The 15763-nt window shown below is 59.5% G+C and carries 15 protein-coding genes; 7 read left to right on the top strand and 8 right to left on the bottom strand.

All coding sequences use genetic code 11. The features are described 5' to 3' along the window. From RUU78_RS16165 to RUU78_RS16150, 4 genes are all read left to right on the top strand, one after another. A partial coding sequence (locus RUU78_RS16165; protein ID WP_313918398.1) for a hypothetical protein occupies positions 1 to 182 on the top strand: 182 nt, incomplete at its 5' end. Positions 183 to 282: 100 nt separating this feature from the next. Then, the gene (locus RUU78_RS16160) at positions 283 to 885 is read left to right on the top strand and encodes a deoxynucleoside kinase (RefSeq protein ID WP_313918396.1); all 603 of its coding nucleotides are present in this window, start codon (positions 283 to 285) and stop codon (positions 883 to 885) included. A gap of 28 nt (positions 886 to 913) precedes the next feature. Next, a complete protein-coding gene (locus tag RUU78_RS16155) occupies positions 914 to 1465 on the top strand; it encodes a non-canonical purine NTP pyrophosphatase (RefSeq protein ID WP_313918394.1) in 552 nt (183 codons plus the stop codon). After that, entirely contained in the window at positions 1462 to 2247 is a 786-nt protein-coding gene (locus tag RUU78_RS16150; protein WP_313918392.1) for an SIR2 family protein, read from the top strand. The genes RUU78_RS16155 and RUU78_RS16150 overlap by 4 nt, the downstream gene beginning before the upstream one ends. 108 nt (positions 2248 to 2355) lie before the next feature. Here RUU78_RS16150 and RUU78_RS16145 read toward each other — a convergent pair whose 3' ends face one another. The 5 genes from RUU78_RS16145 to RUU78_RS16125 form a co-directional block, all read right to left on the bottom strand. After that, on the bottom strand, positions 2356 to 3135 hold the full coding sequence (locus tag RUU78_RS16145; RefSeq protein ID WP_313918391.1) for a hypothetical protein: 780 nt from the start codon (positions 3133 to 3135) through the stop codon (positions 2356 to 2358). Between the two features lie 196 nt (positions 3136 to 3331). Next, entirely contained in the window at positions 3332 to 3832 is a 501-nt protein-coding gene (locus RUU78_RS16140) for a hypothetical protein (RefSeq protein ID WP_313918390.1), read from the bottom strand. Between the two features lie 83 nt (positions 3833 to 3915). After that, a complete protein-coding gene (locus RUU78_RS16135) occupies positions 3916 to 4749 on the bottom strand; it encodes a TonB C-terminal domain-containing protein (RefSeq protein WP_313918389.1) in 834 nt (277 codons plus the stop codon). A 145-nt stretch (positions 4750 to 4894) separates the two neighbouring features. After that, positions 4895 to 5803, bottom strand: a complete 909-nt coding sequence (locus RUU78_RS16130; protein WP_313918388.1) for a hypothetical protein — start codon at positions 5801 to 5803, stop codon at positions 4895 to 4897. After that, positions 5781 to 6602: a hypothetical protein gene (locus tag RUU78_RS16125; protein WP_313918387.1), complete on the bottom strand. Its 822-nt coding sequence runs from the start codon at positions 6600 to 6602 to the stop codon at positions 5781 to 5783. Before RUU78_RS16125 ends, RUU78_RS16130 begins: the two co-directional genes overlap by 23 nt. 773 nt (positions 6603 to 7375) lie before the next feature. On the opposite strand from RUU78_RS16125, the gene RUU78_RS16120 reads away from it, so the two are divergent. The 3 genes from RUU78_RS16120 (at position 7376) to RUU78_RS16110 (ending at position 13631) form a co-directional block, all read left to right on the top strand. Beyond that, entirely contained in the window at positions 7376 to 7654 is a 279-nt protein-coding gene (locus RUU78_RS16120) for a hypothetical protein (RefSeq protein ID WP_313915926.1), read from the top strand. Between the two features lie 678 nt (positions 7655 to 8332). After that, a complete protein-coding gene (locus tag RUU78_RS16115; RefSeq protein ID WP_313918386.1) occupies positions 8333 to 11848 on the top strand; it encodes a hypothetical protein in 3516 nt (1171 codons plus the stop codon). A gap of 31 nt (positions 11849 to 11879) precedes the next feature. Further along, the gene (locus RUU78_RS16110) at positions 11880 to 13631 is read left to right on the top strand and encodes a pentapeptide repeat-containing protein (protein WP_313918385.1); all 1752 of its coding nucleotides are present in this window, start codon (positions 11880 to 11882) and stop codon (positions 13629 to 13631) included. A 254-nt stretch (positions 13632 to 13885) separates the two neighbouring features. On the opposite strand, the gene RUU78_RS16105 is transcribed toward RUU78_RS16110, so the two are convergent. The 3 genes from RUU78_RS16105 to RUU78_RS16095 all read right to left on the bottom strand — a co-directional run bounded on the left by RUU78_RS16105 (position 13886) and on the right by RUU78_RS16095 (position 15760). Beyond that, complete coding sequence (locus tag RUU78_RS16105; protein WP_313918384.1) at positions 13886 to 14296, bottom strand: DUF4259 domain-containing protein; 411 nt, start codon at positions 14294 to 14296, stop codon at positions 13886 to 13888. 108 nt (positions 14297 to 14404) lie between these two features. Continuing rightward, a complete protein-coding gene (locus tag RUU78_RS16100; protein ID WP_313918383.1) occupies positions 14405 to 14947 on the bottom strand; it encodes a hypothetical protein in 543 nt (180 codons plus the stop codon). Between the two features lie 108 nt (positions 14948 to 15055). Further along, the gene (locus RUU78_RS16095) at positions 15056 to 15760 is read right to left on the bottom strand and encodes an ankyrin repeat domain-containing protein (RefSeq protein WP_313918382.1); all 705 of its coding nucleotides are present in this window, start codon (positions 15758 to 15760) and stop codon (positions 15056 to 15058) included. Positions 15761 to 15763 lie beyond the last annotated feature (3 nt).

The raw sequence follows: 15763 nt of genomic DNA, 5'->3' as shown, positions 1-15763 counted from the left end.
ATTCATCCATGCTCAATCAGGTCGAAGCGCAGCTTCCGGCGCATCGTGAGCGATTACTTCCGCCGACCGAGACACTGGCGATGTTTCTCGCTCAAACCCTGAACGCGGACCGCTCCTGCCAGCCGCGACATGTGGAGCGAGAAATCGTTCGCGCGCACGGTCATCCGGTGCGTGTTAAGTAAGTGCCATTCTAACCTGACCCCGATACTGGACCGTTGAATTGACTGCGATCCGGCCGCGTCGATACGATGGCAAAGTCATCATTCCACCAGCCGACAAACCATGCACATAGCATTTGAAGGCCCTATCGGGGCGGGCAAAACAACCCTGGCGAAATTGCTAGCCGCACGACTCGGCGCTGGCTGCGAATTGCTTCTTGAGGATTTCGGAGAGAACGAATTCCTGAAGGATTTCTACGATAATCCGGCGCGTTGGTCCCTGCCGATGCAGCTTGATTTCTTAGTCTCGCGCTATGCGCAGTTCTGTCACGCTGCAAGTTTGTCCAAGCGCTGGATCGTGGCCGATCATTCGATGCGAAAGGACCGCATATTCGCGAATCTTTTGCTTCGCAGTCGGGAAGCAAGACTGTATGACCGCATCGCAACAGCTCTAGTGGATCGTGCCGCTAAACCCGAGCTCACCGTTTACCTAGACGCGCCGAACGCGGTACTTATCGAGCGAATTCGTCTTCGGGGAAGACCTTATGAGAAGAATATCGACGCCGACTATCTGGATCGGCTACGAGGAGCGTACGGAGATCTATCGGAGAACGAAGATTTTTGTAGCGCATTCATCGTAGATACTTCAGAAGTTGACATTTCCTCCGAAGCAGATATAACGGCAATTGTCAACAAGATACTGACGCATCCAAGAGCCGTCGAATAGCAGCTACGAGCGCCCAGGAGTGAACAGCGTGGAAATCCGGTTCTTGTCTGGAAACGAGCAGAAGATTCTGGAAACAGAGTTGATACTTGGCGCCGCTGGCGCAAAGGTCATCGCCGTAAACCGAAAAATCCATGAACTTCAAACTGACGACGCACGCAAGCTCGTTGAGGACAAGTTGGTCAAGGCTTTCAAAGAAGTGGGTCGTGAAGTATTCGTGGAGCACACAGGGCTTCACTTGGCAGGGCTCAAAAATTTTCCTGGCGGCCTCACCGAAATATTTTGGGAGACCCTTCAAGCGGACGCGTTTGCCGATCTCGTAGCCCGCCTCGAAACTCCCGCGGTCATCGCGAGGACAACAATCGCCTACTGTGATGGTCGACGCTTCCATTTTTTTGACGGTGAGATTAACGGCATGATTTCTAAATCGCCCGCAGGTCCGAGGGATTTTCAGTGGGACTGCGTATTCGTGCCTGATGGAGAGAACCGGACTTTTGCGGAAATGGGTAAAGAGAAGAACCGTCACTCTATGCGCCGAATCGCACTCGACAAGTTCGCGAAGTTCTTGGAGTCAAGCCGATGATTGAAGAGCTCAAAGATGCGTACCGACGGCGGCGCCTGATACTTTTTGTAGGAGCGGGCGTTTCGAGGGGCCTAGGACTTCCCTCTTGGTCAGACCTGATTGACCATATGGCGAGGGAGCTCGAGTATGAGCCAGAGGTCTACCGCACGTTCGGCGACTACTTGACTCTCGCGGGGTACTATCGAATTCAGAAAGGCCTCGGCCCGCTACGTAGCTGGCTGGACCGAGAATGGCACAGCAAGGACAGGGATGTGTCGAAGTCCAAGATCCACGAACTGATCGCGAAGCTAGATTTCGACCAAATCTACACTACCAACTACGACCGATGGATAGAGAGTTCCTTCGAGCATTGGAAGCGTCCGTACACAAAGATTGCGAACGTTGGAGACCTAGCCAAAGCGCAGAAAGGTACTCAGATCGTAAAATTGCACGGTGATTTCGATGACGATGCGTCGCTAGTTCTGGACGAATCAAGCTACTTTGAGCGCCTTGATTTTGAATCGCCATTGGACATAAAGCTTCGGTCGGATACGCTCGGAAAGTCCGTACTTTTCATCGGGTATAGCCTGACAGATATAAATATCCGCTTGTTGTTTTATAGGCTTGCCAGTCTCTGGAAAAAAGAACTTGTCGCGCAACAACCGCCGTCCTTCATATTCTTTCCGCGACCAAATCCGATCCAGCAGGCAATGTTGGAGAAGTGGAATATCAGAGTGATCTGTCCGGTAAGCGATGACAGCACAAATGAGCTTGAGAAACTCTTGACAGCGCTGAGAACATAACACCGTTTCAATCGAAGCAGTCGCCATCCGCGAAACTGGGCTGGGTTCGAATCACTGACTTTGTGCCAACTCTCTAGCCCGAGGGACGGCCGTCGACCGGAGGTTCGCTTACGCTCCGATATCGAGTTTTACGGGAACCAATTCGCTAGTCGCTCCGGAAATAATATTCATGAAGCGGCGGTAATTTAGCGACTTCCAGCCTGGGGCCGAACAGTGGCGAATAATCCACCCTGTGTCAGTCACTTCCATAACGCCATCGCCAGGCTTGTTGATTCCGGACACGCGTAGTCCGTCCTGCTCCAGCCCGATAGCAACGAACTGACTCGGATTGCCCTGTGATTTCAACATATAGACTTCGGCGATAGCCATGATGTGAGTAGCAGGGCAGCCTCTCCCTCCCTTGACTGCCTCGATCTTGGCAACTTCTACGTTGATTGAGCTAACTGCCGAACCGGCATGCTGTAGCTCGACTACCCGCATGCTCAGTGCGCGATTGCGATCCTGCTCTTTGGCAAGAGCGAGGCTGGCTGTCTTGGCTTCCGCGATACGCGTCAGCATATCTGCTTTGGCATGGCCAAGGTCCTTGGCGAGCGCTTCTGAATCGGCCTTCGCCTTTTTCAGTTCAGCAAGTTCAGCCGTGGGCACAGAGGCCTCCTTCAGCGACCTAATTTCATTTTCCGCCGTGGCTAGCTTCGCCTGAAGAGCGTCGCGCGCCGCAACAAGACCTTCATATTTCTGGGCCTTCTCCAGATCTCCGGAAGATACGAATGCTCGCCCAGACATTCGTACAACGGCCTCGTAAGACCCAATTCCTGCCGAGAACGCACCTGCTATGGCGGCGAGGAAAAAAATGACGGCGTTGTTATCTATCAACTGCTTGAAAGACATCTTCGACCCCTTGTTCTATTTCATATCCCAGAACGAATGGCTTTTAGATCGACGAGAATTATGTCTCCTCGTTAAATTGCAATGGACATAGTTGCCTCCGCTATAGATGCCCTACACATTGTGGTCGCCATCAGATCGCAATGAGCACCAAACGCCTGAATTTGGCCGCGCAGCGAAGCGGACTCAGCTTGAATTGTTAGCCATCAGCCACCTGATAGATGCGGCAGCCGAATCTGGTCTTTCCGAATTCAGCATAGAGCGCGGAGCCGCGCTCGCGAAGTCCTTCCGGTAGCACGAGAGCTGCAAGATCGCTCTTGCGGCCGAAGACACAGAGAAAGCCGAGCGCTTGCCCATGCGCCTCCCGGTACTTACGAAGCTTCTCAAGGTCACCGTTTACTCTCGGACGTGAGTTGCGAGCCCATTTCACCTCAAGAGCAAAGTGGCTGCCATGCCCCTGCGCAACGAAATCCAGTCTTCTTACGTCTCCGCGGCCCTTCCGTGCATAGCCGGGGCACTCGACCTCCGACTGCGTGGCAAATCCTCGCGCTGTAAGAATTCGCAACGCCGGCTCATACAGTACGTACTCGCTAAAAGCAGCATTCATTTCACAGGCGGCGAGGTAGCTCACGTAAGCAGCCAAGCCGCGCTTGATCCGATAGAGGACATCGATAGTCGCGTCCAGGTTTTCATTGCCCATCGCCACAGACCTTGATCGGATGGCTAACGCCTACTTGAGCCGACGTTCGAAGCGGCCCCTTGAGCACATAGCTAGACCACACGCTAGAGATCCAGAGCTATTCGCGCTGTTCTCTCATCAATGCCCGCTGATCTTGAAGCTCTAGCCTGACGTGCTTCGATTATTGACTGATTAAAATTGTTCAGTGCGCGCAGCGACGCTATTGCATATGCGTGAAGGTCCTTTACTTGATCAGAAACTTTCGCAGGAGCGACCAATAGGGCAAGACGAATTTCAGTTGCGAGTACAGGCTCCGCACTCTCTGTGCATTCTTCTACCAGAAGCATGCCTGCTCCACTTGTTAAAGCGGAATCGAGAAAATTATTCGCGATCTCCTCGCAGTTTCTATACCTATGTGCGACAAGAGCGAGATAAGCATGCAAAGGCCCAGCCTTCTTTATCTTTTCTATGATCTTCACATTTCTTGCTTTTCTTTCATCGGCCATCCTGAGTGCAGAAGCCTCATCGGCAAATTCAATTCCATCAAGTGCAGCTTTTGCATTTGGCGGAACGGGATAAGGCTCTGCGTCCTTGAAGGCATTTACAATTGATCGATCAAGGGCTCGGTCGCCGGTCGGCGTGATCCAACTCAGATTCAGCAGCCGCCCGCGAGAATCAGTCTTCACGCGCATTAGCCATGTTGCTGAGTTGGGTGATTGCGAGGGGCGCTTCCATGCCGCGAGCACCTTCTTTAGCACATCCGCGTGCCAAGCTGGCATTTGCATTTCACCGTCAATGTCAGGCAGTGCTACAACGCGATCAATGAGCTCCTGAGACGCAACGCCCGCATCCATTTGACCCTCAGCAGCGGGTTTTTCTGTTGCAAGCGCCTCTGCCGTCATGAAGATCACAATAATAAGTTTAAATATATATTTCATATGTTGCCCATAGAAGTCACGTTATACGCCAGCCCTAAGACCTACCGGCGAGCCGCAAGACGCGGCCTTACGCCGTGGTAAGCGGCAGCGGCAAGACCCCATACCATGAAACACGAGAGCCCCCACTGCCCGCTTGACCCCATAGTTAGCTTTCAGGCGCATCGGACTCCGGCGGGTCGCCGAAGTAATAATCGCGAGTAAACCTCTCCACCTTGAATTCGTCGAGACCTAAATAGGGTCTGCGCGTGCGCTCCTCCCCACGATACTCCGCGCGATGGGTGCGGTTCGACAGGTCCATGTAAGGCCCGCTTGTCACCAAGAGGACGCCCTCCTTAATGCGGTACGATGGCAGAAGTTCCTCGCGAACCTTATCGCACACATAGTTTGCCGCACGTGTCAGCTCTAAGAATAGATCCTCTACCAAAGAAACATGCTCGTTGTACTGCGCGGAGAGGCGGCTATAGCGATCGGGATTCCATTCATCGATTTTGTAGAATTTTGCTACTTGCCAGGTGTCGCCCCAGACCTTCTCGACATGCTTCTCGAATGTGCGGCAGAGGTCCTGAGTCACATAACGGAAATTTGTGAAAGAATCCTCAAGATTTTGGCATCGTCCTGGCCAAACCCGTGACAGCAGCCAGGGCCTAATGTCGTCTAAAGCTTGCTTTCTTTCCTGATGCATGCGCGGCTGATCAGCGCTGAGCATCCATGAGCCCCATCCGTTCCAGTCGTCCAATTTCAGGAAACCCGCCCACTCTTCGACGTAGCTGGCATAAAGGATCTCGTCACGTAGCTTTACGGCATCGAAGTCCAGCTGTTGGCGAACCCAAGCCTCATGCTCTTGCTTCAGCTGATTTAAACGATTGACCGTGTAGGCACCCGCTTGGTCATCAACCTGCTTGTGGTGCACATTGCAGAGCAGCAACAGATTGGCGTACTTGTCGCGCTGTTCGTGCGTCAGCGGCGAAACTCCCCGGGGGCCGCCCACCTTCTCGGCAACGATATGAGCCGCTTCTCCGACAACAGACTCATCATCCGTCTCTGTGGCGTCCATGACGAGCTCGCGTCTGCAAATCGCGCAGCGATTCGCTGCACGACCCCATAGCATCTTCTGAGTCTTTACGGATATCGACAAGCGCGCCCCCAGAAGCTAACGTTTGAGCTGAGCCGACCGTGTGGGCGAGGCCCACTGGCCGACCAGAGCAACATGGTACTGGGCTCTGGGCCGCCAGTGGCGCTTTCGGAGCGGGGCGGCTCGAGCGACGGATTAGGCGGCATCGCGACCACCGCCGCCGCATTGCTGCGAGAACGTCCTCCAGCTTTGCGTTGGCCTCTACTTCGTATTCGTCAAGAAGCTCCGCAAGATTGACCTTGGGGTGAGATTCGCCCTCACCCTGCCGCCACTGCTCGAAAGTGATGGCACTGTAGTTCCCGAAGCTTCTGCTCATGAAGGTGCGAGTGAGCGGTTCCCGCCGTGGTATGTCCTTCTTCACTGGGTGGCCAGCGCACAAGTTTCGGAGATCGCGAAGTTCAAGCCAGGCCTTGAGTTGGCTTCGCCTGGCATTCAACTCCTCGCCAGCGACGACTTCATGCAACTCACAGATTGCATCCTGTTGAATGACAATCGCCTGCATGACTCCCCAGAACTCCAGGTAAGCAGCACGCGCATCCTCTGCAAATCCACGGGTTCGATGCGCGGCCAAACTCTCCGTCGCGTCTTGGAGTAGGTACATGCTGTTGTAGTAGGCGACAAAGGAAGGCTCGTTTTCTTGGGCATAGAAGTAGCTTTGACAGCCTTCGCTCGAGTGGAAGTATTCGTATATCTTTTCTCGGGTTCGCGCCAGCGATTCCATGTGCCGCCCAACTTCAATTCATGCCCCAACTCGGGGCGCAATAAATCCAGTATCGCCTGAATCTCAATAACTTTCCTACACACCGTTGCGCCGTTCTCTGTTGCTCCCCAGCGCGGGGCTCGTCCACGCTACCGCCGCTACTTCGGCAATACGGGGGCGTATGACTTACGTACGGCAGGAGCTGTAGCGGGTGGTGCGGACGTCGCGGGCAAGCCGGGACTTCACTGAACAACGGGTCAACTTCTAGCCTCATTGAAACAACACGGAAGTCGACCTGGCCCAGTTTGTTGCGGAACATGCGTCGTCCGTGCCAACACTGCTATGAGCCTGTCGCTGGGAGCGGCAATCTCTCACCTGTGCGCAAAATATACTCGGTTCGCGCTGGGGACAAATCCGCGCTCTTGACGCCGCCCGCGACGAGGTAAACAATCCGCCCGTCGCCGCCTATTCGGCGACCGGGTTTAGCAGCTCGTAGTAAGTAGCGCACACAGCGCCGCACGTACTCCTGGCGTTTTTTTTCGCCCGGAGTTTGTGCGGCGACTGCTGCTGTTTTATGGCGGCGGTGTGTGGGGAGCCGCAAGGCTCGCCGGATGCTACTTCCCGGTCTGCTAACCCGCACACCGTTCGCCACCCTTTTTCGCCGTTCCGGGTGGCGACTCCACGCAAAGGGAGTTGTCCATGGAAAATCGGTCTGCAGTTGGCGGCACTGAGCCGCGTCCTTATTGCCTTGTCCGCGTTGGCGGCGTTGTTCCCCTATCCGGGAGGCGCGCGCCATGACGCCACAGGGTTCGTTCTATCCCCTGCGTCGCGACGACCGCGGCGATCATCCCGTGATGTTCGCGTACGTGCTCGACTCGAACGAGCACCGCGATGCGTTTGACGAGGAGATCATGACCCGCCTCGGCGCCATCCAGGAACTCAGCGAAACCATCGCGACGGCGGAACTGGAGTGGCCGGGTTCGCGCTCGCACAGCGGCATCCTCGAAGCCGTAGCCATCCTCTCGCGCGATGTGCGCGGACTGCTGGAGGCCCGGTGGGAAAAGGGACCGTAGGTTCCTGCATTGCCGGGGCGGCATCGCGCCGCTCCGGCGTTTTGACCGCGACGCTGCCGCACCGGCGACCGATCAGCTCGCCCGGTATTCGCCCTGCCCGTTCTCGCCGGTTCGCGCACATCGTGCGAACAATGGGTCTGGTTATCTTCCGGCCTGATGGAAGCCTGACGGGGCCAGCCTGACCCGACCCACGCCGCGCCTCGAGCCCGCCGTCTGAAGCTGCAACCGCTCAGCTATGAGCAAGAAGTAGATTCGATTCGCGCCGCGGAAAAATCTGCGCACTTGGCTCCGCCCGCGACCGGAAAAATTGCCCATCCGTTGCCGCCCATTCGGCCCGCAATCTCCCATCGCGCGTTATAGAAGCGCGGTCCGGCGCCGCTTCCTATCAGTGCTTTCGGTGATCACCCGCGTTCATGGCATTTCTGAACGTTTCGTCTCGCCTGATAGCTGGAGACTGCGTTTTTCGCTTGCGCCGATTTTTGATTAATTTTACTTGCGATATCAAAAATCACGATTGCGCTATTCATAAAGACGGAACATGATCGGAACGCCTCGGCGCACGCGTTCGTGTCGCCATCGTCTTCGTAGTGGATCGCGTCGCTGCCTGCAGCCAGCCATAGCCGGCAACGTGGTTCTTCACCACCGTGTTTCTTGCGTCATCGATGACCAGGAGTGTCCATGTCCGCGACGCCCGAGCGCCATTTGCTGCATTTCGATCTGCGCGGCCGCGATGCGGCGTATACCTTTCACGTCGCGCAGCGACAGTACCCCATCGCACGCCATACGCCGGAAACGCTGCTCAAAGCGCGCGGCAGCAACGGCTTTCTGCATCACTTGCCCGATGCGGATCTCAGCCACTATGCCGACGTGCCGCTGCCCACCGATGCCGTCGCGTTGATGTGGGTGACCGAGCCCGTGCTGATCGACGGCGTTCAGACGGAACGCCTCGTCTCGATGGGCATCCACGTGCCGCGCGAGGCGCGGCTGCGCGATGTGCGGCGCAATCTGCATCTGCTGCAGGCGGAGGAGCCTCACCCGAAGCTCGCGTATCGTCAGGCCGGCCAGAAGTTGCTGCGCGATCAGCGCGTGTCGCTGGAAGCCGCACCCGATCAGATCGCCGCGGTGCAGGACGCCTATGAAATCGCGGTCGCGCTGCTGTTCAAACATCCGGAGCTGATCAATCTCAACAAGGATGCCGCCACCGGCGGGCCGGTCACGGTCATCGAGGCCTGCATCCGCCGCGCGCTGTCCAAGTCGACGATTCTCATCGACCAGATTGCGGCGCATCTGGACGACTGGTCGCGCCCCGTGCGCGCGATGGACGGCGATCAGCCGGCCGTGGACGACGAAGGCCAGCCGGTGTTCGTGGCCGAGCTGCACCCGGCCGTGGCGGCGGCGCTGCCCGCGGCGTTGTCGCGCGCGCTGGTGCTGGCCAAGCAGGCGGAGGAATTGCGCAATCAGTCGTGGTCCGTCGAGTACGGCAGCACAGTGGCGGACTATGCGGGCACCGTGAAGCCGAAGCCGCATGCCGCGGCGGAACCCGAGCTGCTGCGCGCCGCGGGCGACGTGAATTGGCGGCTGAAGAATCTCACGCCGTCGGACGGCCTGCAGTTCGAACCGGACGTGCGTTTCACGCCCGCCGCGCCGGGCAACAACTGGCGCGCCGATGGCGTGTGGTCGAGCGAGGACGATCTCGCCGTCGGCCCGTTCGACGACGCGGCCCAGAAGGCGCTCGCCGCGCAGCGTTTGCATCTGGTGTTCGGCACCATCTCCGGGCCGCTGGTTCCGGTTGCCGGCAAGGCGGGCCTGTATTCGGTTTCACTCGGTGCGCAAGGCTCGTCGCGCCGCGCGCAGGGCGAGTGCCGCCTGAATGCGGTCGGTAGCGCGCTGCAATATCTGGTCAGCACGACGGACGGGGCGGTCGACAGCGCGTACTTCGCCATCGGCACGCCCGGCGCGCTGAAGAAGGTGCACACGGTGCTGGTGCGCGACGGCGGCAGCAACGGCAACCTGATGGTGGTGGTGAAGAACCACTGGCTGCGGCATCTGTCGGCCTATGTCGAATTTCTCGATGCGGCGGGACGGCCGAAGGCGCCGCCCAACTGGACCTCGCGTTTTCCGATTCCGGGTACGAGCTTCGACGACCACCCGACCTTGCGCTATGTCGACATGGTCGGTCCGGTCGAAACCATGATGGGCATTCCGCTGCCGGCGGACTCGTCCCATCTCAGCGTGCCGGTGCCGATGGATGCGGCCGTGGTGCGCTTTGTCTGGGGCGGTCTGGGTCAGGGACGCAACCATCCGGTCGCCTGCCCGCCCGGCGCCATCATGACCGTGGTGGTGGAGATGGCGCTGCCGGTCGTGATGCTGGTGGCGGGCGCCGGGCTCACCGCCTCGGGCGGTCTGCTCAAGCTCCTGCGCGAGAAACCGATTCTCGGCGCGCTGCTCGCGGCCTTCACCGCCTTCTATATCGCCGACAATCCGGCCAAGGCGGTCACGACGATCGGCAAGAAGCTGATCCCGGTGATCGCCAAGGCGGGCCTGGGCAAACTGTCGGAATACATTGCCTCGAAAATCATCGAGGGCGGCGCAAAGAAGGCCATCCCGTTCATCAATATCGCGCTGTTCCTCGCTGATACCGCGGCCACGGTCGCGCAGCTGGCACAGACCTCCAACGCGATCCGCCAGTCGCCGCGCGCGCACCGCACGGAGATCACGCGCAGCATCGATCTGCGCATCACCATCACGTCCAGCAAGGTCTACAAGAAATTCCCCGATCACCACCATCATCTGGGCGTGGTCGTGGTGTACGACTCGGGCGCGACCTTGCCCAAGCTCGTCAAGGCGCTGCCTACGGAAACCATCAGCGAAGACATCGTGGTCGAATTCAAGGATGTGCCGGCCGCCGGCAACCTGCGCGTGCTCGTGTTCTTCTACGCCGAAAACGATTGGCAGTCGGGCCAGGGCGCCAGCGACTGGATGAAGGCTGAAGGCAATTCGGGCAGCGCGCGCCTGGTCGTTCCGCCGATCGAGATAGCGGTAAACGAAGTGCCGCTGGGACGCTGGTCGGTGTACGAGCATCTGCAGAAGATTGTGCTGCGCGACAACCGGCACGTGTGGCAGGCTGGCCCGGCGCCGAAGGCGACCAAGACCACGTCGTGGCCCATTCGCGGCAAGATCGAAAAGCGCCACGCCATCACCATGGCGCAGTACCCGCAATTCGTGGGCTATGCGTGGCAGGCGACCGATCTGGATCTGCCGCCGGACGATCCGCGCAAGCCGCCCACGAGCGCGAGCTTGTTCACGCTGCAGAATCTCTCGGTGCTGCAGCACCCACAGGAACGCTACGCCACGCCGGTCATTGGCACCACCGCCAGCGGCGGCATCGCGTATGACCTGGTCTCGCCCGACGACGGCAGCGGCCGCAATTTCCTCCTCGATCCCACGCGCGGAATCTACGACGAAGAGACCAATCCCGCCGGCGGCCATCACCTGCGCCGCGTCATGCTGAATCACACGCGTGCGCCGCAGTTCAATCTGGGCACCGGCGACAGCTTCGGGCGCTTTCCCGATGCGGTCGACGGGATGGTAGTGCACCCGCATGGCTACGTATTCGCCATCCGCCGCGGCCGCCACAAGCTCTATCGGGTCGAGCTACCGGCGAACGGTTCGGAAGATATCGATGCGCCGATGGCGGCGCTGTACTCCGGCGAAGGCAAGCGCGTGGGGCTGATGCAGTCGCCGCTGGCACTCGCCCTGGCGCTCGATGGCCGCGTACTGGTGCTGGAGGAAGGCAACAACCGCATCCAGTGCTTCGACGTGAACGGAAATCCGGTGGCCTATTTCAAGGACGCGGCCACGCAGAAAGCCACACCGTTGCTGGAACTGCGCAAGGATCCCGATTTCTCGCTGCTCGACATGGCGGTCGAGGCCAAGGGACATCTCTTCCTTCTCGGCCACACCGGTGCCGGCAAGCTACCGGGCGACTACCGCCTCGATCTGTACGACCCTTCCGGCGCGTTTCTGACCTCCACGCCGAACTTCACCGCGGCGCGCATCACGGTGGACCTGCTGCGCAACATTTTCGCCATGAACTACGAGGTGCTGGACCACGCCTCGCGGCGGCCGGAACCCGGCATCAGTCAATGGCGGCCGCCCGCACCGCCGAAACTGCAGGGCGAAACGGGCGAATGATTTCGATAAAGAGCAACCAGGGGAAGCGCGCATGAAACGATTCGCCGGCAAATATTCGTTGCTCATCGACGGTCGCAAGCTCGTGCTCTGGGAGCGGCGCGTCGGCCTGATCAGCAAGGACCGCACCGATATCCTTGATCTGACCGGCAGGCGCGTGCCACTGCCGCCGGAAGCCTCCATGTTTTTCGCCATCGATCGCGGCGACGGCACCTTCGTGCTGCAAGCCTGCAACGGCGAGGTACTGGCGACCAACCACTACCTGGCCATGGTCGAAGTCACCACCGAACCGACCCGCTTTGTTCCTTCCGTGTTGCCGATCGGCACCATGCGCTTCGATCTCGCCCTGCTGCGCAAAACGCGTGCGAGCGGCAAGGCGCAGTTGCGGTTCTACCTGCAGACAGAGTCCAGCGTGAAATGGCGCTTTCTCGAAGCCTCTTCTGTGCGCCTGCGCGAAGTCGACGAGATCACCGGCGCGCGCTACGTCACCAATCTCAGCGCCACGCTGAGGGAAGGCCCGGTGTGGACGCTCGTGCAGCACGGCGACGGCATCGACGAGATCAGGGCGTCGAAGAAGGTCACGCATTTCGACTTCTCGGCCGCCGGCGAGGCGATCGTGGACCTGTCGGGCGAGGATCTGACCGACGTCGATTTCGGCCGATCGGATTTCAGCGGTGCAGTGCTCACCGGAACGGTGATGAAGAATGCCTCGTTCAAGGCGGCGATGTTCCGCAAGACCCTGCTCGACGGCGCGACGTTCGAGGGTGCCACGCTGGATCGCACGCGCTTCATCGAAGCCTCGATGCTCGACACGACCCTGAAGGACGTCACGGGCGGCGGCTGCGATTTTTCGTATTGCGACCTGCGCACCGTGAGGCACGGTGACGTGCCGCTCGCCCTCACGTCGACCGCCGACGCGCCACTGCGGTTTTCCTACGCCACGCTCAATTACGCGCTGGTCGGCCCGACCTGGCGGCACATGCACTTCGACTGGGCGAGCATTGAAAACGTGCCGAACGACGTGGCCATCGATGCGCGCAATGCCAACCTCACCGGCATCGCCCTGCCCGGCGTCACCTTCGGCACGAGTTCGAAATTCGACGAGGCGATCCTGCGCGGCGCGAGCTTCGTCAACGCCACGCTGCCGCTGGCCTCGTTCCGCGGCGCGCACATGGATGCGGTCATCGAACCCGATTTCGCTCCGACGGATTTCGGCGGCGCGCGCCTGCAGGGCAGCGACTTCACGGATGCCCGCTGCAGCCACACGAACTTCTCTGGCGCGCGCATGGACGAAACGCAGTTCAACGGCGCAACGCTCGTCGGTACCAACTTTGCCAACGCCTATCTGCGCGGCGCGGCTTTCGGCGCAGTCGAGCAGAAGAAGATGAGCGGCGCCAAATTCGACCACGCCTTTCTCGTCGACGCGAATTTCGTCGGTGCAGATCTGTCGACCTACGACGGCGTCGCGGTGAACCTCACTCAGGCCTTCCTGCACAACGCCGACTTCAGCAACGCGAAGCTCGCGGGCACGTTCATGGGCGCCGCCGGCGTCGCGTTCGAGAGCGGCACGCTGACGGTACACCTGGGCGGCCGGACCTTCTCCGTGGACTACGACCCCACGATCATCGACGTGAACACCACCACCGAAGGCACGACCTGCCCCTACGGCAAGAAAGGCCCGTGCACGCGCGCAACCCTGCACACGCGCGATCCGTTTCCGACAACGTGGTCATCGTCGGTGCGCAGCGACATGCGGGCCGCCTGGCAGAGCGGCGAGGACGAGTAGTTTTGCGGTGCGGGCCTGCCAAGGCAGGCCCGCCTTCGGCGCGGCCGACGCCAGCACTTTCGGGGCCAAGCACGGCGCTTCTTGTGTCACCCGCTGCGCTCTTCCGCCGGCTTCCGCACTTTTTGCGCGACACGCCGCGGGAAAAGTGCGGTCGTTGAAATTTCTTGTACAAAACGCGAGGCAAAAGCGCGTGCGTAGGGACCGTGGACCAGCGGCGCGCATGACGTTCTGCGCGGCGCCTCTCGATGGAACGGTCAGGCGCTTGTTGCCGCAGAAAGCTGCCGTAGCGAAGCTTTCCAGGCGTCTGCTTCCTCTCCCTCTTCCCAAAGCTCAAGCAGCTCGGAATCGGCCGATGCAATTCGCTCGATGACTTGTCTTGCCTTGGCCAAGAGTTCCGCCGTCGGCTTCTGGGCATGCTGCTTTACCCATTGATCGATTTCCTTCGTATACGCATCGGTCTGGGTTCCCTTGCCCCGTAGCTTTGCCAGAACTTCGATCGCGGCAAGGGCTTCGGTCGCCAGATCGGCATCCAGGTAGTCCTCGCCGTTTTCAATGACAGCATCGAGCGCGGCTTCTACTGGCGAGAGGTCACTTGCCTCCACCAAGCCATAGCCCCAATCGCAAGCGGTATCGTTGCCAAAGGGTTCGTGCGACCAGGCTCCCATGTATTGCTCCTTTTCAAGCGACTAACGGTTGAGTTGAGCGGCGCGCGACGATGTATGAAGTTCGCACATTGTCCCTCGCGCGTCCGCCCCAGCGATTTTGTAGGCGGCTCAGGTGTCGACCCGCTCGTTGAACTTGGCAAGAGCAAGCGCTCCTGCGGGGTTTCCGGCTGCTCTGGCGCCATCGCGATTTGAGGTGCTTTCCACCCCGAACATATTCATCTGATGGGCATCAACTCCGTAGCGCAGGAGCTCCTCTACTTCGGGCACGCGATTGAGATTTACAGCGTGTTGAAGCAACGTATCGCCTCCGTCGGTGATTACGTTTGGGCTTAGGCCAGCACAGAGCAACGCTTTGAATGTCGCCAGCGCGTTCGAGTTTGCGTTCGACAATGCAATGCAAAGTTCGAGTAGACCGAGCGAATCGGCTTCGACCGCTTCGGCCTTCGCGCATTGGCCCAAGCACTGCACCACTACGTTGGGTGGTGCGTTGAGCTCAATCAACCAGGCCACCGGCGAGGAGCTCGGGCAGCGCACGTCGGAAGGATCGTCCTGCGGCTTGATAGCCGACAAAGCCAAGTTCCAGTCGGCGCGTCGAACCGCCTCGAGAAAGTCAGCACTCACGTTCTGAACCGGGACATCTTGAGAAGACATAGAGAGCGCCTGACTTTAGAGCCGCGCGGCGTGCTCGCCGATGCATGAGCTTGGCACTTTATTCCTCACGTGTCGTCTCCGACGATTTGATAGACGGCATCCAGGAATTCAGCGGTCACGCAGCACTGTCGCCGACGGCGAGCCAATGAGGTTTTCGCGCAGGGACTTGTGATCCGGATGAATCCGGTGCTCGCCGTGGAGGAGCAGCCGCAGCACTTCAACCGGACGTCGGTACCAGCTGGCCCAGGCCAGCGGCGTGTCTCCGTGGGCATCGGTCTGTTCCGGTCTTGCACCGGCGCCAAGCAGCAACTGGATCGTGGCTGGGTTTCCGAAGGCCGCTGCCCGATGCAAGGGCCCCTCGCCTCGTGTTCGGCTATCTCGCATGAAAGACCCCGTCGCCGCGCCCGGAACGGTCGGTGCGTTCGCGTCGGCGCCCGCGCGTAGCAGGACCTTCACCACAAGGTCGTACTTCATCCGGTCGTCGTTGGTGAGTGCCGAGTGGAGCGGCGTCTCACCCGTAACCGAATCGGCGTACCTCGCGCTCGCTCCCGCCTCGACCAGGAACTCACACAGTTGCCAGTGACCGTGGAAGGCTGCCGCGTTGAGTCCCCTGTCCTGGCCGAGTGCAGCCAGAACTGCCCCAGCGCCAAGAAGCGCCTTCAGCGCGGTGACGTCGCCGTAGTAAGCCGCCCAGTGAAGCAGCGAGGCCCCTTCCACTTCTGGCCAGGGCCCGGAACCGTGAGTCGTGAGGATGTCGACGATCAGGTCGGTGCGACCCGTCGCAACGCGGAGAAAGCGCGAGTCAGGGTGCATGGG

The organism is Tahibacter sp. (genome assembly GCF_032229445.1).
Taxonomy (GTDB): Bacteria; Pseudomonadota; Gammaproteobacteria; order Xanthomonadales; family Rhodanobacteraceae; genus Tahibacter.
Note: the sequence above shows the minus strand (reverse complement) of the source record. Positions and strands in the feature narration are given on the sequence as shown.

Coding starts and splice junctions, on each gene's coding strand:
- RUU78_RS16160 (WP_313918396.1), top strand. CDS start 283: ATGCACATAGCATTTGAAGGCCCTATCGGGGCGGGCAAAACAACCCTG.
- RUU78_RS16150 (WP_313918392.1), top strand. CDS start 1,462: ATGATTGAAGAGCTCAAAGATGCGTACCGACGGCGGCGCCTGATACTT.
- RUU78_RS16145 (WP_313918391.1), bottom strand. CDS start 3,135: ATGTCTTTCAAGCAGTTGATAGATAACAACGCCGTCATTTTTTTCCTC.
- RUU78_RS16140 (WP_313918390.1), bottom strand. CDS start 3,832: ATGGGCAATGAAAACCTGGACGCGACTATCGATGTCCTCTATCGGATC.
- RUU78_RS16135 (WP_313918389.1), bottom strand. CDS start 4,749: ATGAAATATATATTTAAACTTATTATTGTGATCTTCATGACGGCAGAG.
- RUU78_RS16130 (WP_313918388.1), bottom strand. CDS start 5,803: ATGGACGCCACAGAGACGGATGATGAGTCTGTTGTCGGAGAAGCGGCT.
- RUU78_RS16125 (WP_313918387.1), bottom strand. CDS start 6,602: ATGGAATCGCTGGCGCGAACCCGAGAAAAGATATACGAATACTTCCAC.
- RUU78_RS16120 (WP_313915926.1), top strand. CDS start 7,376: ATGACGCCACAGGGTTCGTTCTATCCCCTGCGTCGCGACGACCGCGGC.
- RUU78_RS16115 (WP_313918386.1), top strand. CDS start 8,333: ATGTCCGCGACGCCCGAGCGCCATTTGCTGCATTTCGATCTGCGCGGC.
- RUU78_RS16110 (WP_313918385.1), top strand. CDS start 11,880: ATGAAACGATTCGCCGGCAAATATTCGTTGCTCATCGACGGTCGCAAG.
- RUU78_RS16105 (WP_313918384.1), bottom strand. CDS start 14,296: ATGGGAGCCTGGTCGCACGAACCCTTTGGCAACGATACCGCTTGCGAT.
- RUU78_RS16100 (WP_313918383.1), bottom strand. CDS start 14,947: ATGTCTTCTCAAGATGTCCCGGTTCAGAACGTGAGTGCTGACTTTCTC.
- RUU78_RS16095 (WP_313918382.1), bottom strand. CDS start 15,760: ATGCACCCTGACTCGCGCTTTCTCCGCGTTGCGACGGGTCGCACCGAC.